The sequence below is a fragment of the Trinickia sp. NRRL B-1857 genome (genome assembly GCF_050470685.1).
In the GTDB taxonomy this organism is placed as follows: Bacteria; Pseudomonadota; Gammaproteobacteria; order Burkholderiales; family Burkholderiaceae; genus Trinickia.
Map to the genome: position 1 here is coordinate 3,171,863 of NZ_JBFLUK010000001.1, position 23,926 is coordinate 3,195,788.

At 60.0% G+C, this 23,926-nt stretch carries 17 protein-coding genes; 10 read left to right on the plus strand and 7 right to left on the minus strand.

What is annotated here, in order from left to right; all coding sequences use genetic code 11:
* Positions 1-95 precede the first annotated feature (95 nt).
* From AB1286_RS14200 to AB1286_RS14220, 5 genes are all read left to right on the plus strand, one after another.
* Positions 96-749 (plus strand): hypothetical protein, encoded by a 654-nt coding sequence (locus AB1286_RS14200; protein ID WP_430363867.1) that lies wholly within the window; start codon positions 96-98, stop codon positions 747-749.
* Positions 750-753: 4 nt separating this feature from the next.
* The gene (locus AB1286_RS14205; protein WP_430363868.1) at positions 754-1,272 is read left to right on the plus strand and encodes a hypothetical protein; all 519 of its coding nucleotides are present in this window, start codon (positions 754-756) and stop codon (positions 1,270-1,272) included.
* 2 nt (positions 1,273-1,274) lie between these two features.
* On the plus strand, positions 1,275-4,709 hold the full coding sequence (locus AB1286_RS14210) for an ATP-dependent helicase (RefSeq protein ID WP_430363869.1): 3,435 nt from the start codon (positions 1,275-1,277) through the stop codon (positions 4,707-4,709).
* A gap of 115 nt (positions 4,710-4,824) precedes the next feature.
* Positions 4,825-5,958 carry a metallophosphoesterase family protein gene (locus AB1286_RS14215; protein WP_430363870.1) on the plus strand — a complete coding sequence of 378 codons (1,134 nt, stop codon included), beginning with the start codon at positions 4,825-4,827 and terminating at the stop codon, positions 5,956-5,958.
* Positions 5,955-8,597: an AAA family ATPase gene (locus AB1286_RS14220; RefSeq protein ID WP_430363871.1), complete on the plus strand. Its 2,643-nt coding sequence runs from the start codon at positions 5,955-5,957 to the stop codon at positions 8,595-8,597. Before AB1286_RS14215 ends, AB1286_RS14220 begins: the two co-directional genes overlap by 4 nt.
* Positions 8,598-8,896: 299 nt before the next feature.
* Here the strand turns inward: AB1286_RS14220 and AB1286_RS14225 are convergent, their stop codons facing one another.
* A complete protein-coding gene (locus AB1286_RS14225; protein ID WP_430363872.1) occupies positions 8,897-9,217 on the minus strand; it encodes a type VI immunity family protein in 321 nt (106 codons plus the stop codon).
* Here AB1286_RS14225 and zorA point away from each other — a divergent pair.
* From zorA to AB1286_RS14245, 4 genes are read left to right on the plus strand one after another with little or no spacing between them, the layout of a single operon-like run.
* The gene (zorA, locus tag AB1286_RS14230) at positions 9,173-11,185 is read left to right on the plus strand and encodes an anti-phage ZorAB system protein ZorA (RefSeq protein ID WP_430363873.1); all 2,013 of its coding nucleotides are present in this window, start codon (positions 9,173-9,175) and stop codon (positions 11,183-11,185) included. The genes AB1286_RS14225 and zorA overlap by 45 nt on opposite strands.
* 3 nt (positions 11,186-11,188) lie before the next feature.
* Complete coding sequence (locus AB1286_RS14235) at positions 11,189-11,914, plus strand: flagellar motor protein MotB (RefSeq protein WP_430363874.1); 726 nt, start codon at positions 11,189-11,191, stop codon at positions 11,912-11,914.
* Positions 11,911-13,551 carry an EH signature domain-containing protein gene (locus AB1286_RS14240; protein ID WP_430363875.1) on the plus strand — a complete coding sequence of 547 codons (1,641 nt, stop codon included), beginning with the start codon at positions 11,911-11,913 and terminating at the stop codon, positions 13,549-13,551. Before AB1286_RS14235 ends, AB1286_RS14240 begins: the two co-directional genes overlap by 4 nt.
* Before the next feature lie 4 nt (positions 13,552-13,555).
* On the plus strand, positions 13,556-17,317 hold the full coding sequence (locus AB1286_RS14245) for an SNF2-related protein (RefSeq protein WP_430363876.1): 3,762 nt from the start codon (positions 13,556-13,558) through the stop codon (positions 17,315-17,317).
* Positions 17,318-17,423: 106 nt separating this feature from the next.
* Here the strand turns inward: AB1286_RS14245 and AB1286_RS14250 are convergent, their stop codons facing one another.
* The 5 genes from AB1286_RS14250 to AB1286_RS14270 form a co-directional block, all read right to left on the minus strand.
* The gene (locus AB1286_RS14250) at positions 17,424-18,638 is read right to left on the minus strand and encodes a DUF3396 domain-containing protein (protein ID WP_430363877.1); all 1,215 of its coding nucleotides are present in this window, start codon (positions 18,636-18,638) and stop codon (positions 17,424-17,426) included.
* Between the two features lie 24 nt (positions 18,639-18,662).
* Complete coding sequence (locus AB1286_RS14255) at positions 18,663-19,421, minus strand: VRR-NUC domain-containing protein (RefSeq protein WP_430363878.1); 759 nt, start codon at positions 19,419-19,421, stop codon at positions 18,663-18,665.
* A complete protein-coding gene (locus tag AB1286_RS14260; RefSeq protein WP_430363879.1) occupies positions 19,418-19,942 on the minus strand; it encodes a PAAR domain-containing protein in 525 nt (174 codons plus the stop codon). Before AB1286_RS14260 ends, AB1286_RS14255 begins: the two co-directional genes overlap by 4 nt.
* 490 nt (positions 19,943-20,432) lie before the next feature.
* Positions 20,433-20,792, minus strand: coding sequence for a type II toxin-antitoxin system HicB family antitoxin (locus AB1286_RS14265; RefSeq protein WP_430363880.1), 360 nt, complete (start codon positions 20,790-20,792; stop codon positions 20,433-20,435).
* Positions 20,789-20,992, minus strand: a complete 204-nt coding sequence (locus AB1286_RS14270) for a type II toxin-antitoxin system HicA family toxin (protein ID WP_430363881.1) — start codon at positions 20,990-20,992, stop codon at positions 20,789-20,791. The genes AB1286_RS14265 and AB1286_RS14270 overlap by 4 nt, the downstream gene beginning before the upstream one ends.
* Before the next feature lie 382 nt (positions 20,993-21,374).
* Here AB1286_RS14270 and AB1286_RS14275 point away from each other — a divergent pair, with 382 nt between their 5' ends.
* The gene (locus AB1286_RS14275; protein WP_430365065.1) at positions 21,375-23,210 is read left to right on the plus strand and encodes an AMP-dependent synthetase/ligase; all 1,836 of its coding nucleotides are present in this window, start codon (positions 21,375-21,377) and stop codon (positions 23,208-23,210) included.
* A gap of 85 nt (positions 23,211-23,295) precedes the next feature.
* Here the strand turns inward: AB1286_RS14275 and AB1286_RS14280 are convergent, their stop codons facing one another.
* Positions 23,296-23,889, minus strand: a complete 594-nt coding sequence (locus AB1286_RS14280; RefSeq protein WP_430363882.1) for a rhomboid family intramembrane serine protease — start codon at positions 23,887-23,889, stop codon at positions 23,296-23,298.
* Positions 23,890-23,926: the final 37 nt, after the last annotated feature.

Genomic DNA, 23,926 nt, shown 5'->3' on the forward strand with positions numbered 1-23,926 from the left:
CGTTTCACGCTCGATTTGCCATAGGGCCGTCAATTTAGAGTAAATACTCTAAACTTCGGCAAAAGCCTCAAAAAAAGAGCATAGGAGGATGCAAGGTGCTTACGGACGACAGCGATGACGAGTTGCTCTTGCCGGGAGACGTACTGGCAACGGCGGAAGAGATTTATCAAGCGGTAGTTAATGCGCGAAGCGACCCCCACATAAACACGAGACTGTTGGCCGCTGCTAAGTTCATCTTGGCTTCGACCAGCAAGTTAAAGAGAACGTGCGAGCCGGAGGACTTGCTTCAAGATGCCATCGAAGTGGTTCTCACCGGTAGACGAAAATGGCCCAAGAACCGCGTTGACTTTAAAGGGCTATTGGTCGGCGTCATGCGCAGCATAGCTTGGAGCCGCGACAACACCCAGACGAAGACGACGCCCGATTTGACGATGGAGCACGAGTTGCCGCTGGTTGGCGACGCACAAGAACCGCCGAGCTTGGAAAGTGTCGCCGCAGACCCGGAGACGACCGAGGAGAAAGTGCTTCGGCACGAGCAGCACGCATTGGAGGAAACGAAGCTTGCGATTCTGCGTGCGAACTATGCCCCTGACGCCTTGCACGGCCAGATACTAGACAAGGTGCGAGAAGGTTTCGCCAGCCACCTCGAAGTCCGAGAAGCACTTGGCATCGACGATAGCGTGTATTGGAATGCTTGGAAAGCTTTGATGCGCGCTGCGGAGAAACTGAACTCAAATGCCAAGGAGTAGCCTCATGAATGCCAAAAAGACCCCTGACGACAATCTGCTCGATGCGCAACTGGACTTCATTATGAATGCTCCTCAAGCACAGTTTGACGAGTACTTGGCCGAATCCGGAATCGATATCAATGACTTTAGCCGCAGGTCTACGTTAGCTTTCGATCAAGCGCTTAAAACGCACGCAAGCGCGAGCCAGGCTATAGAAGCGCTGGCTAACCTTAGTCCGGCTCAGCAGAAAGCGCTTGCAGAGAGCCTTCGAATTCGCCGAAGTGTACTGGCCGCGCTCCGGGAACACAGGGTCATCGTCGCTTCGATTCCAAAGCGGTTTTTGTCCCGACTGGCGGATCTGCTCGGTCAGACGATCGGAGCCGTGACGGCAGCTCTTGCAGTACCAGCGCCGCGACTGGCGGGGCAATACAAGTCTGATGACAAACCGGACGCAGCGACCGCACGCGTAACGTTCGAGCAGCTCCTGAGGGATGCGGCCATGAGCGAAGAGGAAATCGAGGCGCTTATGCGCGACGGTGATTAAAAATGGACGCCGTCGAAATCGCCCGACAAACTGCGGCGCAACTTCACCTTGAAGCTGTAGCCCGCGGTCTTGATCCATGGCAGGCATACGACTTCGTGGTCGCTGAGGCAAACCACCATAACTACACGGTGGAGGACATGCTTCCGGGAGCCGCGATGCTCGACGGGGGGCGAGCTAAGCTGCTTCCCAGCGAAGAACTGATCCTTCACGAAAGGAAAGGCACGCCATTCGAGCAGGCGCTGCTTATCGCACACGAAATCGGTCATGCCATGCTTGGCGACGCGGACGATTCGACGCCGGCGAAAGATATAGACTTCGCGCGTTCAGCTGAGCGCTCCCCGGTCGGAGAGGAGCGTGTTGTTGACTACGGACGCAAGCAGCGGCGTGAGGTCCAGATGGATCTTTTCGCAAGGGAACTGCTGTTGCCGAGGCCAGTGGTTCGCCGATTGCATCTGCAGGACGGGCTGACGGCCAGTGATATTGCCGAGAAGCTCAAAGCTCCGTTCGACGTCGTAGCGCAGCAACTGTTGGATGCGCTACTGCTTCCCGACATGCAGATCACGTCTGAAGAAGCGCGACGCGAACATCCGCTCAACGCTTGCCAAAAAAAGGCCGTCGACCACCGGGGCCGCGCTTTCCTCTTAGGCGCTGGTCCCGGCACCGGCAAGACACAGACTCTGGTCGCTCGCGTCGAAGGACTTCTTGATGAAGGGGTGGACCCGCGCAGCATACTTTTGCTGACGTTCTCTAACCGAGCTGCGGGAGAAATGGCGGAGCGTATCGGACAAAAGCGACAGGAGGCTGCTGCTGCGCTTTGGGTCGGGACCTTCCATGCATTTGGACTGGATTTGGTGCGTCGATTTCACGCAGAGCTGGGGCTTGCCAGTGACCCGCGGATGATTGATCGCACCGAGGCGGTGGAACTGCTGGAGGAGGAGTTTCCAAGGCTGGGCTTGGTGCACTATCAAGACCTCTACGATCCGACGCAGGTCATCTATGACCTCTTGGCGGCCATCTCCCGAGCAAAAGACGAGGTGATTGGGCCGCAGGAGTACGAGCGCCTAGGCGAGGATATGCTCCGAAAGGCATCGTCCCATGGGGAGGTCGAATCTGCTAAGAAAGTACTAGAGGTAGCGCGAGTCTACGCGACCTACGAGGCTTTGAAGCGGCAGCGGAACTTGGTGGATTTCGGGGACCTCGTCTGGTTGCCTGTTAAGTTGCTGGAAAGTGACGAAAAGATTCGGCAGCACCTTGCGAGTACATATAGCCACGTGCTCGTAGATGAGTACCAAGACGTGAATCGAAGTAGTGTCCGGTTGCTCACCGCGCTTTGCGGTAGCGGGGACAACTTGTGGGTCGTAGGCGATGCAAAGCAGTCGATCTATCGCTTTCGCGGCGCGTCTTCCTTCAACGTTTCCCGCTTCGGCAAAAAGGACTTCCCTCTTGGTATCGCGGACAGGTTGACAGACAATTATCGATCTCTCAAGCCCATCGTCGACGCATACTCCGAGTTTGCGAAGGGGATGAAAGTCGGGGGGGTGGATAGCGTGCTTGAACCCGTTCGCAAGGAACCAGGAGAGCCGCCAGAGCTCATTGTTGCGACAGGTGCCGACGAACAAACGGTGGCGCTTGCCGATAGTATCGAGGCGATGAAGGAGGCGGGTTTCCGCTACAGCGACCAGGCTGTCCTTTGCACCGGGAACGACAAACTCTCCGATCTGGGCCAAGATCTGGAGCGACTTGGAATTCCGGTGCTTTTCCTCGGTAGTCTGTTTGAACGCCCCGAAGTGAAGGATCTTCTTTCGCTTTTGTCGTTGCTCATTGACCCAAGGGCTATGGGACTAGTTCGCGTTGCTTGCTTGTCGCAATTCGAAATGTCGCTTTCAGATGTGTCGGCCGTCCTCACGTACCTACGGCAGGTGGATTTGCCGCCGCTGGCTTTTATCGACGCGCTTGATATTCCCGGGCTTAGTGCGGACGGTTCCTTGGCATTGAAGCGTATACGAGTGGTGTTCGACGGGTTCAGCAGCGATGCCCGGCCATGGGATGTCGTTTCGACTATGCTGCTCGACCGCACCCGCCTCGCTGCGGACATCTGCGGTGCAAGCAGCGTCAGCAGTCGAGCGCAAGGAATTGCGATTTGGCAGTTTATGAACTTTCTCCGCACTCAACCAGCTGGTGCGGGTCTGCCGATCTCTCGCCTTTTGGATCGAATTCGAAGGCTACTGCGTCTCGGCGATGACCGAGACCTCAGGCAACTGCCCGCAGCCGCTCGGGGGATTGACGCCGTTCGCCTTATGACGATCCACGGCTCCAAGGGGCTTGAGTTTGACGTTGTTCACGTGCCGGGTTTGAACGAGGATACATTACCTGGATACCGAAAGCCGGCTCCAGCTTGCCCGCCTCCCGAAGGGATGATTGAAGGGGCGACGGGGCCCACGGAGACGGTCTTGGACGAGACGCGAAGCGAAGAGCAGGAGTGTTTGTTCTATGTAGCGCAATCTCGCGCTCGTGATCGTCTTTTCCTATACGCCGCATCGATGAATCGTGGCGGCAAGTCTCGCAAGCTTTCAGAGAACTTCCTGCGACGAATGGGGCAGGGCCTCAAGCGACAAACGGTGAATCCTTCCCGAGCGCTGCCGCCTGCGCCAGCATCAGCGGACGTTCCTATGTCATTCACGGGGGGGATCCGATTCGACGCGCATCAAGTTGAGTTGTACGAACGGTGTCCTCGGCGATTTTTCTATACCCATGTCCTGCAGACCGGCGGCCGGCGCAAGACCACGCCGTTTATGCAAATGCACGAGGCGGTTAGGAAGGTCTTAAAGGAAATCGTAAGCGCTGTGGATGGTGGGGGCCGAGTCGCTTTGGGCTCGAAAGTCGAGGAAGCACTCGCGGCGGAAGGGCTTGCGACTCATGGCTACTACATTCATTACCGTGACTTCGCGCTAGCCATGATTCGGTACTTCGCCAAGGGGCGAGAGAACTGCACACCGGAAAAGCCGACCGCTCTGCGCGTGGACTATGGTGAAGAAGAAATCCTGGTCACTCCAGACGACGTCCTGATCACTCGCGATGGGACAAAGATATTGCGTAGGGTCATGACTGGTCATGGCCGAAAAGACGACGAGAAGACAATTGGCGCGGCCACGTTCCTTACGGCGGCAACGGAGGCATTTCCCGGTGCGCACGTGGAACTCGTCTACTTGGCGGACCAGGAGACGCGTCCCGTTACGCTCAAGCCAAACGAGTTGCGGACACGCAAAGAACATATGCTCGAACACCTAGGACAAATTCGCGCAGGGCACTTCCCTCAAAAAGCGTCCTCTCGGACCTGTCCGAACTGCCCTGCATTCTTCATCTGTGGCCCTGTTCCCCGCGGATCATTCGTTCCAGCTTTCAGGGTCCCGAACGCGCCGCGTGAAGACAAGGGCTAACCAGGAGTCGGGGAAGCGGGCCTGGGTGACCGAGTATTGGTAGCATCGGCATGGAGATGTACAAGTCCGATGCGTGGTTTCGAGCTACGACCAACAATCGAATACGGGGGCGCGAATGGTGAAGTTGTTGCATACAGCCGACTGGCAAATCGGCAAGCGCTACGGGCAATTCAATCTGGAAGAGGCGGCTTTGCTCGCAGAGGCACGTTTCGACGTCGTCTCGCGCATCGCTGCACTCGCCACTTCTCAACGCGCCGATCTGGTTCTCGTAGCCGGCGACGTTTTCGATGCACAGGGCGTATCCGATCGAACGGTCCTACGTCTGTTCCAGTTGATGGCCGGTTTCGCGGGTCCTTGGGTCATGATTCCCGGCAATCACGATGCAGGTCTCGCCGAGTCGGTCTGGACTCGCGCTATTCGGCTCGGGGCTATCCCGCCAAACGTTCATGTTTGCGTGCGTCCCGAGCCGCTAATTCTGGGCGACTTAGGCGTCGCGATCTTGCCGGCGCCGCTGACGCAGCGCCACGCGTACGAAGATCTCACGCGTTGGTTCGACTCGGCGCCCACGGCGGAAGGGCTAATGCGAATCGGTCTGGCCCACGGTAGCGTGCAGGGCATTCTCGCGGAAGATATCGACGCGACTAACCCGATAGCGCCGGAGCGCACTGCGCTCGCGCAGCTCGACTATTTGGCCCTCGGCGATTGGCACGGCACCAAGCAGATCGACGCGAAGGCGTGGTACAGCGGTACGCCAGAGACCGATCGCTTCCGCAATAACGAGTCCGGTCAAGTCTTGCTGGTCGAAATTGCAGCACCCGGCAATATGCCTTTCGTCACGCCGATACGCATTGGACGATATCGTTGGCGCAATATCGAGCGCGAGTTACAGCTTGCGAGCGACGTACCTGCGCTCGTGCAAGAACTCGAGACGTTCGATTCGGACGACGTTGTTCAACTCAAGCTATACGGGCAGGTCGATTTGGAGGGCCATCTTGCTGTTAGCCGGGCAGTGAGCCAAACCCAGGCCCGCACCCGCAGCTTGGTCGTCGACTTGGCAGAACTGCGCATACTGCCGACCGACGACGATTTGCGAGCGCTGCATGCCGACGGCTACCTCGGCGAAGTCATCACGGAATTGCGCGCACAGGAGGACGGCGACAACGCCGAACTCGCGCGCGACGCACTGGCGCTACTTGCCGGAATCCTCGACGAAACGCGTGCGACGACCGCAAATGGGGGCCAACCATGAAGCTATCTCGTCTGCGTATAGAGCAATTGCGCAAGTTTCGCCAACTCACGGAGATTGCGGACCTTGCTGACGGCATCAACCTATTCGTCGGCCCGAACGAGGTGGGCAAAAGCACGATCGCGGCAGCAATTCGCGCTGCGTTTTTCGAGCGGCATCGTTCGAGCAGTGTCGAGCACCTTCGTCCGTGGGACGATGGCGCAGCGTCGCCGTCGATCGACATCGAATTCACCTTGGGAGGTCGTCCCGCGCGTTTGCGAAAGAGTTTCCTGCAGCGCAAGCGCTGCGAACTGGAGATCGACGGCCAGCGCCTAGAAGGCGCGCAAGCGGAAGACCACCTTTCCGAGCTACTCGGTTTCGGATTCGCCGGCCGCGGCCCGAGCGGCCCAGAGCATTGGGGTATCCCGGGGCTTTTGTGGATCGAGCAGGGCGCAGCCCAAGAGATCGACAAGCCGGTCGCGCATGCGGCGGAACATTTGCAGCGTGCGCTCGGCGCCTCGCTCGGTGAGGTTGCCAGTAGTTCGGGCGACGCGGTGCTGGACCGTGTGGAAAGCGCGCGAAACGAATTGCTTACGCCGGCCACCGGACAGCCCCGCGGAGACTACGCCGACGCTCGCAAAAGAGAATCGTGCTTGGCAGCAGAACTGGAGAACCTAGAGGGCCAAGTAGCGACCTATCGTAGCAAAGTCGATCAACTGGCGACGTTACGCAGGGAGCACTCGAAGGACAGTACCGAGCAGCCGTGGCAGGCATTGCGCGCGGACGAACGCGCGGCGCAGGCCAAACTTGACGAAGTAGGAGCCGTCCAAAAGTCTTTGCAGGCGATTCGCGAGAAAGTCGAGCAGACCGCCCAGCGACAAGCACTCCTAGTCGCGAATCTCGAGACCTTCGATCAGCAGGAGCGCGACTTCGCTGCCCGCGAGAAAGACCGCGACGAGGCGCAAATGCGAGTGACGGCAGCGGAAGCAGCACATGCATCGTCCAAAGCCCGCAGCGAGCAGGCGCAGGCTAGTTTTGAGGTCGCGCGTAAGGTGTTGAGTCTCGCTCGCCAAGAGGAAAATCGGCGTAGCCAAGCTGCCCGAGTCGATGAACTTCGCACCCAAATCGCGACTGCGGAGAAGAAGTTAGAAGAGGCCGGCATCGAGCAGGAAGCGTTGCTTGCCGCGCGTCGGGCGGCTGCGGCGACCGAACTAGGGGACGACGATCTGAAAGCGCTGCGCAAACAGGCGACGCAATTGCGCGAGTTGGAGATCCGGCAGGCCGCTGTGGCGACGCGGCTGCGATACGGCCTGGAGCCGGGGCGCGAATTGCGTACCGGGAGCGCAGTGTGGATTGGCGATGGCGAAGCATTAATCACCGAGCCGACGACCCTTGATTTGCCCGGCATCGGCAGCCTCGAAATCATTCCGGGCGGTTCGGATCTTGCCGAGGTTGCGCGTGAACTTCATTCTGTGGCCGAGCGTCAGGTGGCGATGCTCGAACGCCTCGGGTTGTCCTCGCTAGAGGCGGCAGAGACCCGCCGCGAGACGCATCGCGGACACGAAGTCGAGGCCAAGACGCGCGAGGCGACGCTCAAGATCCTGGCACCGGCCGGCGTCGACGCACTGCGCAGTGAGCTAGTAGCGCTGAGAACGCGGTTGGAAGAGTGCGAGAAGCGTCTCGCGGAACTGCCGGCTCAGCCGGGTGATGCGGATCGTTTGCCGTCCGTGGATGAAGCAGAGGCGGCCCAAGAAAGTGCTCGGCGCGATCTCGAACGGCGAAGCGAAGAGCTGAATCAAGCGCATATCGCGGCAGCGAACGCACAGAGTGCATTCGAAGCAGCGCAGCGAGAAGTTCAGGCCGCTCAAGCAAAACTCGAAGCACCGGATCGCGCAGAACGCCTAGGCAAATCGCAGGCGGACCTCCTTGAGGCCAGAGCTGAGAGCGCGCGCTATGCCGGTGAAATCGAAATATTGGAAGCGAAGATCAGCGCGGCGCGCCCGGATCTGCTGCTTCAGGACATCAAGCGCTGGCGCGCAAGTGCTGAGGCGCTCGAACGGGCCAACGACGATCGCCGCGTACGCATCGAGCGTCTGGAAGCCGAACTGCAAGCCCTCGGCGCGCAGGGTCTTGAGGAAAAGCGTGCCGACGTCGCACGCGAACTGGAACAAACGCGCAGGCGCGTCGCGGAAATGCAGCGTCGAGCGAATGCACTCGATTTTTTGCTCGAACTGCTACGACGCAAGCGAGCCGCAGTGACCCAGCGCCTGCATGCACCACTGCAGCGACATTTGAACCACTACATACAGCTGCTGTTCCCACAAGCGACGCTTGAGCTTGGTGAGGACTTTACGCCGCGTATGCTGAATCGGCCTGGGGCCGACGTGGGCGACTTCCACGACATGAGCTTCGGCGCACGCGAGCAGTTGGGGGTGATTAGTCGACTTGCCTACGCTGACCTTCTAAAGGAGGCTGGTCGCCCGACGCTGATAATCCTCGATGATGCACTGGTGCATAGCGACGACGGACGCCTCGGACAGATGAAGCGCGTACTGTTCGACGCCGCCACCCGACACCAGATCTTGCTGTTCTCCTGCCATCCGGAGAAATGGCGCGATTTGGGCGTTGGAGCCCGGTCGGTCGAAGCGCTGTTAGGCGGCTAATTTGAGGGGTGTAAAAGCAAGGGGAGGGGGCGGAATCGAAACGTAGTCGCCTGCCGGGGCCACGCGGCCCCGCTTTCGCTCAAGCTCAATCTCCTCGTTCATCAACTTGACGATCACAATGTGTGGTCCCGAATGTTACCAACGCTGGCTTTATACGCTGGTCGCTTACCCGGCAAGAATCTGCTGATCCAGCGGCGGAGGTTGCGCCGTGCTTATGACGAGGGAAGGAGTATTGGCGTCTTTTGCGACTCGACCCAGTATCCGTTGAGTTCGTCGCCTGGCGCGTTGAAGCGCCGCAATCATGCCTCGATTGCGACGGTCGTGTTCAGCAAAGGTGCGGCGCTGTTGATCGTACCAAGCTGTAAGATGCCGCTCTTATCGGCTACGATCGGACGCAGCGCATGGTTCAGCAGAATGTATGCGACTCGCGCCCCAGGCCGAATTCCGTTGCCAATCGGCGCGGCAGCAACCGGTTCAATGCCGGCTTGGAAGATCAGGCCGCCGCGATCGAGTGGCAGACTGCGCCGGAGCCGCCAATCTGAATTAACCAAGAATTGCACGGGGAAGAAGACCAAATGCCAGGCATGAATCTGGGCGAGCTTGTATCGCAGTATTGGCACATCGGCGTGGTCGCACTGATCTCAGCCGGTCTATCACTGGACTTCCTAAGAAGGTTCTTCATCCGATCGTTCAAGCTAAGGCGCGATCTCGATGAAGCCATCGCGGCGTTGCAGGTGATTCGTGATGAGAAGAAGGGGGATCTTGTCGAGCTCTCTGCGGTCGAGACCGGGGCGATGAAGTCCGAAGCTCTGTCAAACCTGTGGACAGAATATGCCAAGACTCTCCACAAGCAGCTTGGCGATGAGGACGAGCTGGGGCAGCAGCGCATCAGGTGCTGGCGCTCGACAGCGCTGGCCGAGACTTTTTTCACGGATCAAGCAATCGTCGACAATCGCTTGAAGACCGACTTCTTCAAGCATCTTCCCGGGGTGCTCACGGGCCTTGGGATCATCGGAACCTTTCTCGGCCTCATCAAGGGTCTCGTGCATTTTGATGTGAGTGTGGACCCAGCGGCGGCCCAAGTTCAGCTTCAAGGATTGGTGAGCTCCGTGGGACATGCTTTTTATGTCTCGGCATTCGCCATCGGCCTGGCTATGCTGACTACTTGGCTCGAGAAGACGATCGTCACGGTCTGTTACGGCCAAGTCGAGGACATTCGCGAGCTGGTCGATAGCATGTTCCGGGGCGGGGCGGGAGAGGAATACCTGCAACAGCTTGCTAGGTCGTCCCAAGACGCGGCGACCCAAGCCCAGCAGATGCGCGACTCGCTGGTGGTCGATCTCAAAGAGATCCTCACGACATTGACCGAACGGCAGATTGCGGCTCAAGCCCAATACACCGGCCAGATGTCCGTCGACGTGGCTAAAGTCATTTCCGAATCGCTGGCCAGTCCGATGTCCGCGATGGCCGAGGCCGTCCAGAAGGTCAGCGGCAGTCAGGGAGAGGCTGTCAACAAGCTGTTGACCGACGTTTTGTCGAGCTTCTCTGCGCAAATGCAGGAGATGTTCGGCGGCCAGATGCGCGGCATGAGCGATCTGTTGCAAAAGGCGAGTGAATCGATGCAGGCCACGGCGCTTCAATTCGGACAGCTCGCCGCGAACATGGACGCCGCCGGTACTAATACGGTGGACTCGATGGGCGAAAAGCTCGCTCAGGCGCTCGATGCCATGGATGCCCGGCAGTCGGCGATGAACGCCCGGATGGGAGAGTTCGTCGAGCAGATTCGCTCGTTGGTCGCGCAGTCCCAGTCCGAGACCGGCGAAAAGCTACGAGAGGCATTGGCGGCGGTCGGGACTCAGGTCGCAGGTGTGGTCGAGACGCTGCGAAAGCAGGCCGAGGATGCCGCTGAGTCGCAAGGCCAACGCGCCCAGCGGTTTGAGGAGTCCACTGGCCAAGCGATAAATTCGCTCTCCGGCCAAATCGAGCAACTGCTCTCGCAGTCCATGGAGACCAACAAGTCCTTGCAGACCTCTGTGTCGGCTTTGGCCGGCGCGACAGACCGGGCGATGGCTAGCCTCAATTCGGGGGTGGAAACACTCTATGTTGCGGCCAGCGACTTCGCGAAGGCCGGCTCAGGCGTGTCCGAAACGATGCGGTCGGCCTCCACGGCCACGGATTCGATCAAGACGGCCTCCGCGCAGCTCTCGATGGCCACCGACAATGCCAAGGGGATCTTCGCCGACTACGCTCGCACGCGCGACACATTCGCCACAATGATCGCCGAGCTGCGGCAGACCTTCGAGTCGGCCAAGAAGGATGCTTCAATGACTTCGGAGCTCGTCGGCAAGATTCAGACGGCGGCTCGCGAACTGGCAGCGGCTCAGCAGCAGTCGGAGGACTATCTCAAAGGCGTCACCGAAGTCCTCGTGGGTGCACACGAATCATTCCGCGACAATATCGACAGGACTCTGGGTGAGGGCAATCGCAAGTTTCAGTCTGAGCTATCGAACGCCGTCAATCTCCTATCCGGTGCGATTAAGAATCTGGGCGACGCGGTTGATGAGATCCCGGCCGGTCGAGGGCGATAAGCGATGTTTGGTCCGAAATCATCCCGGCGGCGCAATGGTAGGGACGAAGGGGAGAAGCCATTCTGGATCTCCTTTTCCGATTTGATGACGGCGCTTATGGTGCTGTTTCTCGTGTCGATGGCTGTCGCCCTGATCGCCATCACGCAGAAGCAAAAGGTCATTGACGATACGATCGAATTGCGCAAGAAGACCATCGCGCACTGCCTGACCGAAGTCGAAGATGTTACCAAGCGCCCCGAGTTCAAGGGGGTGACGGTGCATGGCAACTCGATCGACTTCGGCACAGTCGTTCTGTTCGCCGATCAACACCACTCGTTTGAGAAGCCGGCCGATGAGCGCTTCATTCGCAGCTTCGTCCCTGAGGTGTTGAAGGTGGCTCGCGCAAAGAGCTGCGAAACTTGGCTTAAGCGTGTTGTAGTCGAAGGCTTCGCGAGTCGTACCGGCAACTATCTCTACAATCTGAATCTAAGCTACCTGCGATCTCAGCGAGTCTTGTGCGCGTTGCTGAACACGCAAGTTCCCGACGCGCTCTCCGAAGCCGATCGAAGGCAGATTCAGACGCTCTTCTTGGTCGGCGGCTCGTCCTTCAACACTGCATCCAATGATGGTCCGGCACGAATGCGACGGGTCGAGATCAGGTTAGAGTTCCGCGACTTTGGATCGGCGGCTGAGCCGGCGCCAGACATTCCACTTGACCCGGGCAAGTCTTGTCCGAACGACCTGCGATGAACGAAGCGCTGACATTGCTGCGATCCGGCTTGGCCCGCTCGTTCTCGCAAGCGGCGAAGAATCCCGACCTATGGCTAGACGCGAGATCGATGGAGCGCGCGAAGGAGCGCGTGATTCGCGATCATGGCGGAGCAGCAATCAAGGTGGATAGCCGGACCATTTGGGCTTCGATCGAGGACTTCCGACGGCTTGGCCATGCCGCGAACTTCCGCGAGCTCAAATACGTTTGCCTGGGCGTTTCCGCCATGGATGCCAAGGGCTGGTGCATCCTCGCTGAGGAAATATTGCGTGAGCAGGTGGGCAAGCAGGTGGAGGAACAAGTGGCCATCCATCGCAAGCTACGCTGTTTTCAAGCCTTGCTGGCCTCTTACTTTTCATTTTCGCTCGGAGCGTCCAATCTTGACCCAAAGGCGGTGAGGGGTTGGACGACGCTTCGGACTTGGCTCCAACGCCAGCAGCAGCAATTGGCCATTGCCTTGGACCACGTTCCGCCTTGGTTCGAAGCTTTGGACCGACATTCTGAACTTCTGACCGGGCGGCCCTGCGACAAGTTCGTCCCCGACTTAATGCGCGGCGACGCGTCCTCGCTCGAAGAAGCGATGGACAGCCTAGGTATCGATCGCGATTCCTGGGTCATGGAGGCCGCTGTCTTCGCCCAGATGGAGGCAGCGGAGAAGCTTGACGATGTTCGATTCAAGGCGGCATTACCTGATCTGCTGCGCATGGCAATGGGCGAGGCGGGCACGAGGGTTGGTGAACGGCTTCGGGTTCGCAGCATCGCGTTACTGGTTTCTCGATACGCGCGTTGCTCCGCAATGCCAGAGCACCCTGGCCTGCGCGATGCGGCAGTCGGCGTTATTGGTAACCCTTGGTTGCGCAGAGCGAGTTGGGATGCGCACGTCATAGACGCGGCCAAGCAGCCGGACACGCGAGCGAGGGAGATGGTTTTCGGGTGGCTCAAAGGCCGGCTCATCCAGGATTTCTTTGAGTTGCTCAGCGCCGAAGATACTGGCGATACGCGGCGCCTCGTCTATTGGCTGCGTTTCGCGCCCTTCGTCGACGATATGTGGTTCGCTCTTGGCCCCACAGCCCAATACCGAAGCGATCGGCTTTTCAAGGAGTTTCGCGAGCGTGCGAAGGGGCGGCTCCTTGACCTTGAAGGCGCATCGGGCGACAACAACGCGTTCGTGATGAGGATTGGTGCCCATGTCGCCATTGAGTTCGGTGCCACGGGCAACGCGTTCTATCTGCTGCGCTGGGACACCTTGCCGCCAGCCGTGTCCGGGGCGCTGACTTCGGGGAAAGCGAAGGACTATCTGACGCTCGGTCAACTGAAGCCGGGACTCCACGAATGGAAGCAGAGCCATCGAGATGCGACCGTCGCTCTTAGAAGTTGGGAACAGAAGTTCGACGACGAACTTTTGCCGCGATTGGGCGTGGCACCGAAAGCGCGGCCCGTATGCGTGCCGGCTCTCGAAAAGCTGTTGGAAGGTCGTAATGTCACTGTGACGGATAACAGGGCCAAGGGGGGCGCGCTTCGGATTGGTCCGGATGACGAACTGGCCGGCGTAGCTCGCGAGCTTTCGGCCTTGGGTATGCAGCAGCCGCGGCGCGGCCGCGGCTGGATCAAGGAGTGAGGAGATGATCCGATTGTTCGGTTCGAAGGGAGTTGGCGAGCAGGCCGAAGTCCGTCCCCCTTCGAAGGTCGATGTGTCTTGGGGGCGCCATGGCGTAGCATTTGTTCCGGATCCTGCTGGTGAGGCGTGGCTTGATGAACCCAGTGCGTTCGGCGCCGACTCCGAACTAGTGTTATTGCTTCGGCAGTTAGAGGAGGAGGGCTACATCGAGGTGCGGCCGTCCGGCGCGTCGATGGACTGGGAGTCCTATTATCGCCTTGAAGCAGCGGAAGGTTACTCCGCTTCGCTTCATCTGTTGAAGCTGCCCACAAGGCGGGGCTGGCGCCCGATGTTGTCCAGCCGCGGTGGGCTCTCGGATACGAACTTCGCCATCGGCATTTCGGGCTGGCGCGACCCTTCTGGCGCGCAGCCGGGCGGCAACGTGGAGATCCAGGGGGCGATCCTCTCCGCCGATGGCAAGCAATCGCTGCTCTCCGAGTCTGCGTGGCGCGTAGTCCAGGCCATTGCAGAGCGGCGCGCTCGTTCTGCCGAGGGATACAGTCCCGAAGACAATAAACTCGATTGGGCCAGAATCAGACGGCATGCCATCGACGCGAAGGCCGATCTTGCCGATTTCCTCGCCAAGACAATCGTGCTCACTCCCGAACGGATCGACATCCAAATGCGTAAGGGCGGTGAGGGCGCACAAGACATGGTGGAGATCATGCCCGGCTTCGACGGTGCTCCGAGCCGATGGCTGGAAGTCTTCGATCGATTCGAAGTAGTCCCGGAGCGCTACGAGATACCGGACGGCTCGGGTCTGGTGCACGTCCTGATGTCGGAGGACGCGCGCGCGGTCCTGTCGGAGATTCGGCGCATGCCTGGGCGCCGGGTGGCTGGCGCCCGTGCGGAGGCATTCCTGCGTAACCCGTTTGCGACGCTTGGTCCGTCGGCCGCAGTCACGATCGACCCGGACCAGTTCGAGCGAGCGCGTGAGGATGCTGGAATCGTTTTCGCAAGGTTCTCCGCGTGCGTCATCGAGGACCAATCTGGCTATCCGTGCGACGTGGGCTTACTCATCGAGCAGGTCTTCGAAGGCAAACTGGTGGCGGAGGAGTCCAAGTTCGAGTCCGCCTCCGAACTCGAATCCTTCATCGCGAAGATGGAAGGGCGCTTCGCCACTGGTGCGCAGTGCTGTCATTGGAAGGGATTCGACCTAGAAATCCTTGGTGATTCGCCCAATCAGATCGAAAAGCTGCGCTCGGTGTTGGCCAAGCTTGCCCTTCCGCGCAAGATTAAAGCGTCCGACATCTTTGACCTCTCACTTTATTCCGAGCGCATTGAGGGTTTCGGGGTCGAGAAGCCCTATTACTCTCCCTTTATTGCCAAGAAGGGCGACGGTGGTTGGGTGCCGGAGAACATCGACCTTGGCCTGTGGTTCACCGACTCCAAGGGCGAGACGGTGGCGATACCGCTCGATGGACGCAATCTGAACAAGTTTCGCAAGGAAGTCGAGGAGGCTGAGCACGAGAAGCGGGAGAGTTTTTCTTTCCCTGGGTGTCCGAAGCCGGTACCGACGCGTTGGGCCAAGGAGGCCCTCGAAACCCTTGGTAAGGTCAAGGAAGAAGTCAAAGGCGGCAACTACGATCCCGGCAAGGACAAGTCGGGTCGCAAGGCGGTCCAGCGTAAGGGCCTGGTCGTCAAGCCCAACGTAGCGGGACTTGATTACGAGGAACTGCGCGGAGAACTGTCAGCGGACAACGCGCCACCCACGATGCCATTGAGCCTACGCGGGAATATTGAACTCAAAGACCATCAACGAGATGGTATAGCTTGGCTGCAAAAAATATGGCGCCATTCGCCGTCGGCATGCCGTGGCGCGCTCCTGGCGGACGACATGGGCTTGGGCAAGACCATCCAGCTGTTGGCGTTCATGGCCTCGCTGATTGAGCTCGAGCCCCGAATCGATCCATTCTTGGTCGTCGCGCCCGTTTCGCTGCTGGATAACTGGAAGGCCGAAATCGAGAAATTCTTCGTCGACGGGGCGATGGACGTCCTCACGCTGTATGGCTCGAACCTCGCGGTTAAGCGCGTACCGAAGTCCGCGCTTGATGACGGGTTGATTGAGTCGGGTTCGCCGAAGCTTCTCGCGTCGGACTGGCTGGGTTCGGCAAAGGTGGTGCTGACGACATACGAAACATTGCGCGACCTGGAATTCTCCTTGGCTGCGCAGAAGTGGTCGGTCATGGTTTGCGACGAGGCCCAAAAGATCAAGAACCCCAATGCGATGGTGACTCGGGCGGCGAAGAAGCAAAACGCCAGGCTGAAGATCGCGTGCACTGGCACGCCCGTCGAGAACACTTTGGCAGACCTGTGGTGCCTATTCGACTTTGTACAGCCCGGTTTGCTCGGGTCGTTGAAGGAATTCGGCAGCAAATACCGCAGGCCCATTGAGGCAGCGACCAACGACGAGAATGCGCGCATTGAAGAACTGCGGGGCCTTATCGAGCCTCAGAAGCTGCGTCGCACCAAAGCCGAGGTCGCGAAGGACTTGCCGAAGAAGGTCGTGCATCAGGGGTGTCGCAAGCTGCCGCTTTCCACTCGCCAGCGGGCGCTTTACGCGGATGCGGTGGCTCAGTTCAAGTCACGCGGGCAAGGGCAGGGTAGTGGACTGCAATCACCTTTGGGCCTTCTGCAATACCTGCGTCGCCTTTGCTCCGATCCGCGGCCTCCGGGTCATATTGCCACCAGCGATGAATCCGTCGAGACCATCAAGAAGGTGTCGCCTAAGATGGACTGGATGCTGCTGCAGCTCAGGGAAATCGAGGCGTCAGGATCTGGCGACAAGGTCATCGTGTTCTGCGAGTTCCGGGACTTACAGCGCGTTATCCAACGCGCCATATCCGAGGTGTTTGGATTCGTGCCTGACGTGATCAACGGTGATACCTCCACCGAATCCGGGGCCGCCAGCAGTCGCCAAGCCCGCATAACGGCTTACCAGCAAAATCCTGGTTTCGGCGTGATCATTCTTTCTCCCCTCGCAGTCGGCTTCGGCGTCAACATCCAGGCCGCGAACCATGTCATTCACTATACCCGCACATGGAACCCGGCCAAGGAAGACCAGGCCACCGACCGCGCGTATCGAATTGGGCAGCAAAAGGATGTGTACGTCTACTACCCGGTTGTGGTTGGCGGCGACTTCGTGACTTTCGACGAGAAGCTGGACCTGCTGCTTGAGCGCAAGCGCACGTTGTCCTATGACATGCTCAATGGCGCCGGCGATGTAACCCCATCTGACTTCGCTGACATCGAAGCACCGGGCGGTGGGTCGCCATTTGGTGAAGATCCCTTCGATCCTGCAGATGTCGGACGCTTGGGACCGGATGCATTCGAGTCCTTCTGCGCGCTGCTGTGGAGCAAGCAAGGTTACGCGCGGACGATCAAGACGCCCAAGACGGGGGATGGTGGTGTGGACATCGTTGCAATCAACGGTGACCGCGGCGCGCTCATCCAATGCAAGAGCTCTGGTGTCGAGGGCAAGGAGATGGGCTGGGAGGCTGTCAAGGATGTCGCGGCCGGTTCGGCGGCCTATGCCGCGCGCTATCCGGGAGTTGAGTTCCAGCTTTTTGCGGCCACCAATCGCCGGTTTAATCAATCGGCCCGACAGCAAGCGTCGCTGCTGAATGTGACGTTGATCGAAGGGCGCGATCTGATCGATCTGCTTTCCAAGCACCCAACCAAGCGCGGCGAGCTCGATCGCTTCGCAATGGCTGGGTGGTCGCGGTGAGGATCTGCGCCACCTGACCAGTCGGTGCTCAGATCGCGGGCTCGGAGGGCCGCGCACATGACAACGGGGCCTCGCGGCCCCGTTTCTGTGTTGCTCAAAACGTTCGTTAGCCCGGCGAGCCACCGTCGTATCCGAACCCATTCGACGGCGCGGGTTCGGGCAGTCCCATGGCCTTCCGAAGCCGCAAGAGGTTGGCGGCGACAGCCGCTTTGCCGCTGCCGACCGTCGGTGCTTTGTGCAGCTCACGCCATTGTTCGGTCATCTGGTCGGGCGGCACGTCGAAACGCTTCAGCCAGGCTTCGGTCGCGATGGTCGTGTTGAGCATCGGCGCCGTGCTGTCGAGCGTGCCGCTTTGCAGGATGTCCATCGCTTCGGCGATGATCGGGCGCAGCGCGGCGTCGAGCAGCACATACGCCGGCGGGGGAAGAGGAGGCTTTCCCGGACCAGCAGACACACCCGATTGCGGCGCGGCGCCGGCTTGAATGATCAAGCCACCATCTCTCAACGGCTGGCGCACATACCAGTCTGGCGGCAGTGTGAGCGACGCTGCTCCCCCGGCTGTGCGCACGAGGTCCCCGTCCAGCGCGACGAGCCAATCGACCGTTTTAATCTTTCCGACCAAGTCGATGGTGCTCACTCCCATCGGGTCGCCGACGTCGATCCCCGGACCGTAGCGGCGCGCGTAAAAATACTCGCTCGCTTCGTTAGGCTCCCGTCCCATAGGCGGCACGTTGACAGCAAATCCCGCGTGACCGGAGACCGTGGGCAGGGCTTCGCAGAACGCGGCGAACAGCGCCTGAAACACGCCGGGACGCTGTTCGAGGAAGGCGCGCGGGACCGTGAAGTCGATCACGTCCATTCCGCGTCCGAGTTTCGCTTGCCAATCGGCGATCGTAAAAACGGCGAACTCGTAGAACCCCGTCGCGAGCTTGTGCTCAGCACTCGTGACCTGCACGACCAGCGCTTCGTCGGCGGGAACGGTCTTCGCCAGGTTCGCAAGACCGGGCGCTTTGTCGAGCGGCATGGGCTGCTCGCCCTCCGTGTAGAACCAGCGCAGCGGACCGTCCTTCGACGGCGTTTCTCCGAGAGCGCGGGCCAGCGCTTGGGTGTACTCCTCGATCGTCGCGCGGTACTGCTCAAAGCACTTGACGATCGCGGCACGCACGGCGGGCGAGTGGCCGTCACGGAAATACACGACACCGCGCACCACCAGCGCGGCACCGGTGATCGCTTTCTGGTATGCGGGCTCGTACACCCCGAACGGCAGCGTGTCGGCGCGGCGCTCGTCTGCGATCCACGCCTTGATTTCGGATTCAGTCATTTGGGTGTTCCATCACATGCCACATCACGGGATCAGCGGAGGGAGTCGGCCAGGCGTTGGAGGCAGTCCGCCACCACCCGGGATGTTCGGAAAGACGCTCCCGCTCTTCCCACCCCCACCAAGCAGTTCATCCATGTCGGACGACGATGAAGTCTTGGGCTGACTCTGCGTGGACGTCTCGCCGTCTTGCTTGTCATCACCGCATCCGCACTCTGCGGGGCCTAGCGAAACGAACTTCGAACGGCCGCCTGCAATGCGGATGTAGTCCCGCTCTTGATTCCGACCATAGTCGTCCGGCGGAAACTTGAACTCTACAACCTGCTTGATGTTGCTTTGAACGGGCGGTTGTTCGGGATCGTTCACGATCACGACGTCCGGCCGTCGCAAGTTACCGTTCCCGGCTTTATACGTCTTGCGCCCGCCGGGCCAAAAGTCCTCGATCCATTGGCGAATGTCCAGATTCGGGCGCAACGGATCGTCCGGGTCCGTCACCGGCTCCGGCGGGACCGCTTTCATGTTGTACGTCTGCTCCGGTTTGTAGACCGTCGGCGCACCCGTTTCGACGCGCGACAGTCCGTTCGCAAAATCGAGGCGCTGCTGGACGCATTTTTGGCGCTGGATTCGACCGTTGCGCGTCGCTACACCGATGTTTTTGCACTTGCAAAGAACGGTGCAAAGGACGGCGCGGTCCTTTGCCGAAAGGCGACCGTTGACCCCGACTTGATTCGTTTGCCCCTCGGGCGAGACCCCGCCTGTCGAGGATCCCGGACCGTAGTCGCTCATGCGGACGTGCTCCCCGGATGCTCGAACGTCAAGGACGAGGCGTCATGGTTGTCGAGCCAATCTGTAAACCCATTGGCGTCCGTATTCCCTTGAATCACGCGTCCGTCGGCGGCGCGCACGGTATACGGGTGGCCGGCGACCGGCTGGCGCGTGACGTCGTCGAGCACCTGGAATCTTCCCCGGTATGGCGTTTGCCGGTTGGTCTCAGACACAACGCTTTTCCCACCGCCGACAGCACCTCCGGGACCGGACGTCGGCTCGGCGGTCGTGTTGTTCTGCGACGCGATAAGCATTGCGCCACATGCGGTCGTATCGCCTTCGGAGACGACGGGCCGACCGTCGAACGTTACGCCGAGATTTTTGACCCCGACGATCGGATAGATCCCACCACACTTGGGACACGACACCTTGTCACCCAAGAGTGCGAGGGGGACGCCGTCTGACTTGTTCTCCGGCGAACAGGCAAGCACGCGCCCGCCGTGGGAGGTCGTGTCGCCCTCGCGGATAAATGCAAAACCCATAATGCATGCCCTCTCTTTTTTAGTCGGAGGAATGTAGCACAGCGGGTTTTCCCGAGGCCACCCTGTCAACATTGGCGGGTTTCGCATGCCGCGCTCGGGGGCGCCGCTCTAAAGCGTGACGGTGCCAGAACGCTGCGTAAACGAAGTCAAGGCGCTGCACACGCGAGATACGAGGCCCTTAATAACGCGGCCTAACGGGCAAGAAGCGGCGGCGCGCACCTTTCTTCTTCCGGCGGGGCCGCGCGGTACAATGCGTCGACCTTTCCGGCGAAGCTAGAAGAGCCTGTAGGCATCGAACCGGAGTGGCAGAGATTTTTGTTGGTACTTTTGTTGGTACAATTTTGGCCCGGTACGAAGTGAAGCCCCGTAGCTGCAAGGGATTGGATGACTAATCGAGTCCTGCAGCCGCACCAAACAAGACAAGGGGTTACGTGATGTTTGCGTAACCCCTTCGCGTTTCCAATGTTCGCAAAGCAATGTTGAACGATCGTCACGCATGAGTGGCGTGTTCCAGCACTTCGCGGGCGGCGCGCTCCAACACTTCTTCCGACCACTGGTTGATGCTTTCGCCGGACACCGCGGCGGCGATTCCGACGCGTGCGTGAACGTCTGGATCGATGCGCAACATCAATTTTCCTGACGCCGGTTTTTGAGGCTTGCGTCCAGCCTGTTCGCAGTCGCTCAGATAGTGATCCACGGCCGCATGGAAATCCTCGGCCAACTCGGTGACCGTCTCCCCGTGAAAGCTAATCCTATCGTCCACGCCGAGTACGTGGCCGACGAAAATGTTATCTCGCCCATCGAAATCGATGCGGGCGAAATACCCCTTGTAGTTCATGGCATTGGTCATGGCCTGATCCCCATTTCGATAAACCAGTCGCGCAAATCTTCCACCTGATACCGCTTTGCCTCTTTGCCCGGGTGTGGGCGGTGGTGATAGCGGCGCTGGCCATTCAACTCGAAGGCGATGCGCGACCCTGCGCCTTCGTGGATTGCGCCGCCCAAGGCGACGACGAGCGATTCGATTTCGGAGAACACGATGCCGCCCAAAGTCGGTTTCGTGAAGACTGCGGCAAGGGTGCGGGCGTGCTTCGATTCCATGCTTGGACGATAGCAAAAAATGATATCTATGTGCAATCAAAAAATGATATCTCGAAGCGCAAGAGGTGTCGCGAGACCGGCGGGATTTTCCGGCCGATAGGCTTGACGGAATCCTCGGAAATTCAGAAACCCGTGATGGCACAAGCCTTCGCGGGTTTTTTTATTTCGATGTCGTCCAACATTGCCCACCCGAATCCGGGCCGCGGCTAGGGATGAGCGGCGGCAATTTCGTAACTCTCGCCACCCGGCATCGACGATCCTTGATTTAAGGCAGAAGGCCGATCCCATCGGCGATTCGATAATGCCAATAGACTCGACTCTGTCATTGGCCATGTCATCCGAACTTTCCGGCATATCATCAGAAGCCCTTTCGTCGATACAGACCCTGCCCGAACTCTTTGCGTGGAGGGTCAGCCGCACGCCGTCTGGTGACGCGTATCGGTACTTCGACGGCGCTTCCGCCAAGTGGATGACCTTCACATGGCAGCAATCGGCACGACATGTGGCACGGTGCGCGCAGGCATTGAACGCGGCCGGATTGCCGGAAGGCGCGCGTGTCGCCCTCCTTCTTCCCAATGGGCCGCAGACGGTCTTCCTCGATCAAGCCGTGCTGGCGCGTGGCTGCGTGCCGGTGCCCATGCATGCGCTGGACAATTCCGCCAGCATTGCTTACATCCTGAGTGACAGCGACGCATCGCTACTGATCGCGCAGAACGAGAAGCAGTGGCAGGACATTGTCGCGACGGGCGTGCCGCTGCCGGCACTAAAAAATGTCGTGGTGATGGAAAAGGGGGAGGCACGCCCGGCGACCAGCGGGCCGCTCGTGTGGACCTACGACGAATGGTTGTCGGCGGCAGCGGGGGACGATCGGCCGATGTCCGTCCGGCCGCCCAAGCCGAGCGATCTCGCCGCCCTGGTCTACACCTCGGGAACGACGGGAAAGCCGAAGGGCGTCATGCTGACCCACGAGAATGTCGTGTCGAACGTGAAGGCGGTCATGCAGCGCGTCGCGGCCGACAAAACGGACGTGTTTCTTTCGTTCCTGCCGTTGTCGCACACTTTCGAGCGCACTGCCGGCTATTACCTGCCGGTCGCGGCGGGCGCCTGTGTCGCATTTGCCCGCTCGACGAAGCTGCTGCTTCAGGATTTCCAGATGGTCCGGCCGACGGTACTGATATCGGTCCCGAGAATCTACGAGCGGATTTATGCCGGCGTCGAAGCGGCACTCTCGACTTCGACGCTGAAACTGCGGCTCTTTCGCCTGGCGCAGGCGGTGGGCTGGCGCCGATTCTGTCGCGCTCACGGCTTGTCGGCGGATGACCGGCTCATCGAGCGCGTAGGGGACGCGTTCGCATGGCCCGCGCTTGGCCGTCCGGCCTCGCGCGTGCTGGTGCGGCAGTTTGGCGGGCGCTTGCGCCTGGCGGTAAGTGGCGGCGCGCCGCTGTCTCCCGCAGTCGCCCATTGCTTTCTAGGCCTCGGGGTGCCGATTGCACAAGGCTATGGCATGACCGAGGCGTCACCCGTCGTCGCGGTGAATACGCGGGACGACAACGATCCGTCGACCGTCGGCCGCCCGTTGCAGGGCATCGAGATCAGGATATCGGACGATGGCGAGCTGCTCGTCCGCGGACCGAACGTCATGCGCGGCTATTGGAAACGAGACGCGGATACGGCCTCGGCCATTGTCGATGGGTGGTTGCGTACCGGCGATCGAGCGGAAATGGTGTCCGGACGCATCCGCATCGTCGGGCGAGCGAAAGAGATCATCGTGACGTCGACGGGCGAGAAAATCGCGCCGGCGGATCTCGAACTGGCAATCACCGCCGATCCGGCATTTGAACAGGCCTATGTGGTGGGTGACAATCGATCGTTCATTGCCTGCGTTGTCGTGCTGGGACGCGCATATTGGAACGAATTGGCGATGTCGCACGGCCTGGACCCGCTTGCCCCGGAAAGCCTGAAATCGCAGAAGGCGGCCGAAACGGCCATCCGGAGAATACGCGAGCTGACGCGCAACTTCCCTTACTACGCGCAGCCTAGGGCGGTCGTGCTGACGTCCGAGCCATGGACGATCGAAAATACGCTCATGACGCCCACGCTCAAGCTCAAACGGAACAATCTCGCCGCGCATTTTGCACGGGATATCGACAGGATTTACCAGAAGTAGACGCACCGTCGGCGATACGGCTCCAGCCGTCCTGCCTTCCCGCGTGTGCCCGGCCCGCCCGGGGATTCGCCGCGCTGGAGGACGCCTATTGCACGCGTCTTGCGTCGTGGGCCCAGAAGTAGAGACAGACGATCGCGCCGAGCATCCCGCCGAGATGCGCGAAATGCGCGATGCCGCTCGTGTCGCCGCTGACGCCCGACAGCAACTCGATCAATGCATATGCCGAGGCAAACAACCACGCCGGCATCGGGATCGGCGGAAACAGCAGCACGACGCGCCGCTTCGGGAATAGCACCGCGTAGCCGACGAGCACACCGAATACGCCGGCCGACGCGCCGACGGTCGGCATGCCGGACGGCTGTGACGCTAGAAGCACTGCGGTCTGCGTGGCGCCTCCCGCGAGCAGGCTTGCCAGGTACAGCACGAGAAAGCGCATGCGTCCGAGCACGCGCTCGACATCGCGCCCGAACATGTACAGGCCGAACATGTTGAAGGCGATGTGCGCGACGCTCGCGTGCAGCACGCCGTACGTCAGCAGTTGCCACACGTGAAAAGGCGGTGTTTCAGGCGCGCCCGATTGCACCGGCGGCCAAAGCGCGAATAGATCGATGAGCGGCGTCGAGTCGGTCGACTCGACGAGAAAGACCGCGATATTCAGCAGGATGAGCGCGAAAGTCATGGCAAAGCAACGGATTGCGAAAGCAGCAAGGGCGTGT

Coding starts and splice junctions, on each gene's coding strand:
- AB1286_RS14205 (WP_430363868.1), top strand. CDS start 754: ATGAATGCCAAAAAGACCCCTGACGACAATCTGCTCGATGCGCAACTG.
- AB1286_RS14210 (WP_430363869.1), top strand. CDS start 1,275: ATGGACGCCGTCGAAATCGCCCGACAAACTGCGGCGCAACTTCACCTT.
- AB1286_RS14215 (WP_430363870.1), top strand. CDS start 4,825: ATGGTGAAGTTGTTGCATACAGCCGACTGGCAAATCGGCAAGCGCTAC.
- AB1286_RS14220 (WP_430363871.1), top strand. CDS start 5,955: ATGAAGCTATCTCGTCTGCGTATAGAGCAATTGCGCAAGTTTCGCCAA.
- zorA (WP_430363873.1), top strand. CDS start 9,173: ATGCCAGGCATGAATCTGGGCGAGCTTGTATCGCAGTATTGGCACATC.
- AB1286_RS14235 (WP_430363874.1), top strand. CDS start 11,189: ATGTTTGGTCCGAAATCATCCCGGCGGCGCAATGGTAGGGACGAAGGG.
- AB1286_RS14240 (WP_430363875.1), top strand. CDS start 11,911: ATGAACGAAGCGCTGACATTGCTGCGATCCGGCTTGGCCCGCTCGTTC.
- AB1286_RS14245 (WP_430363876.1), top strand. CDS start 13,556: ATGATCCGATTGTTCGGTTCGAAGGGAGTTGGCGAGCAGGCCGAAGTC.
- AB1286_RS14250 (WP_430363877.1), bottom strand. CDS start 18,638: ATGACTGAATCCGAAATCAAGGCGTGGATCGCAGACGAGCGCCGCGCC.
- AB1286_RS14255 (WP_430363878.1), bottom strand. CDS start 19,421: ATGAGCGACTACGGTCCGGGATCCTCGACAGGCGGGGTCTCGCCCGAG.
- AB1286_RS14260 (WP_430363879.1), bottom strand. CDS start 19,942: ATGGGTTTTGCATTTATCCGCGAGGGCGACACGACCTCCCACGGCGGG.
- AB1286_RS14265 (WP_430363880.1), bottom strand. CDS start 20,792: ATGACCAATGCCATGAACTACAAGGGGTATTTCGCCCGCATCGATTTC.
- AB1286_RS14275 (WP_430365065.1), top strand. CDS start 21,375: ATGTCATCCGAACTTTCCGGCATATCATCAGAAGCCCTTTCGTCGATA.
- AB1286_RS14280 (WP_430363882.1), bottom strand. CDS start 23,889: ATGACTTTCGCGCTCATCCTGCTGAATATCGCGGTCTTTCTCGTCGAG.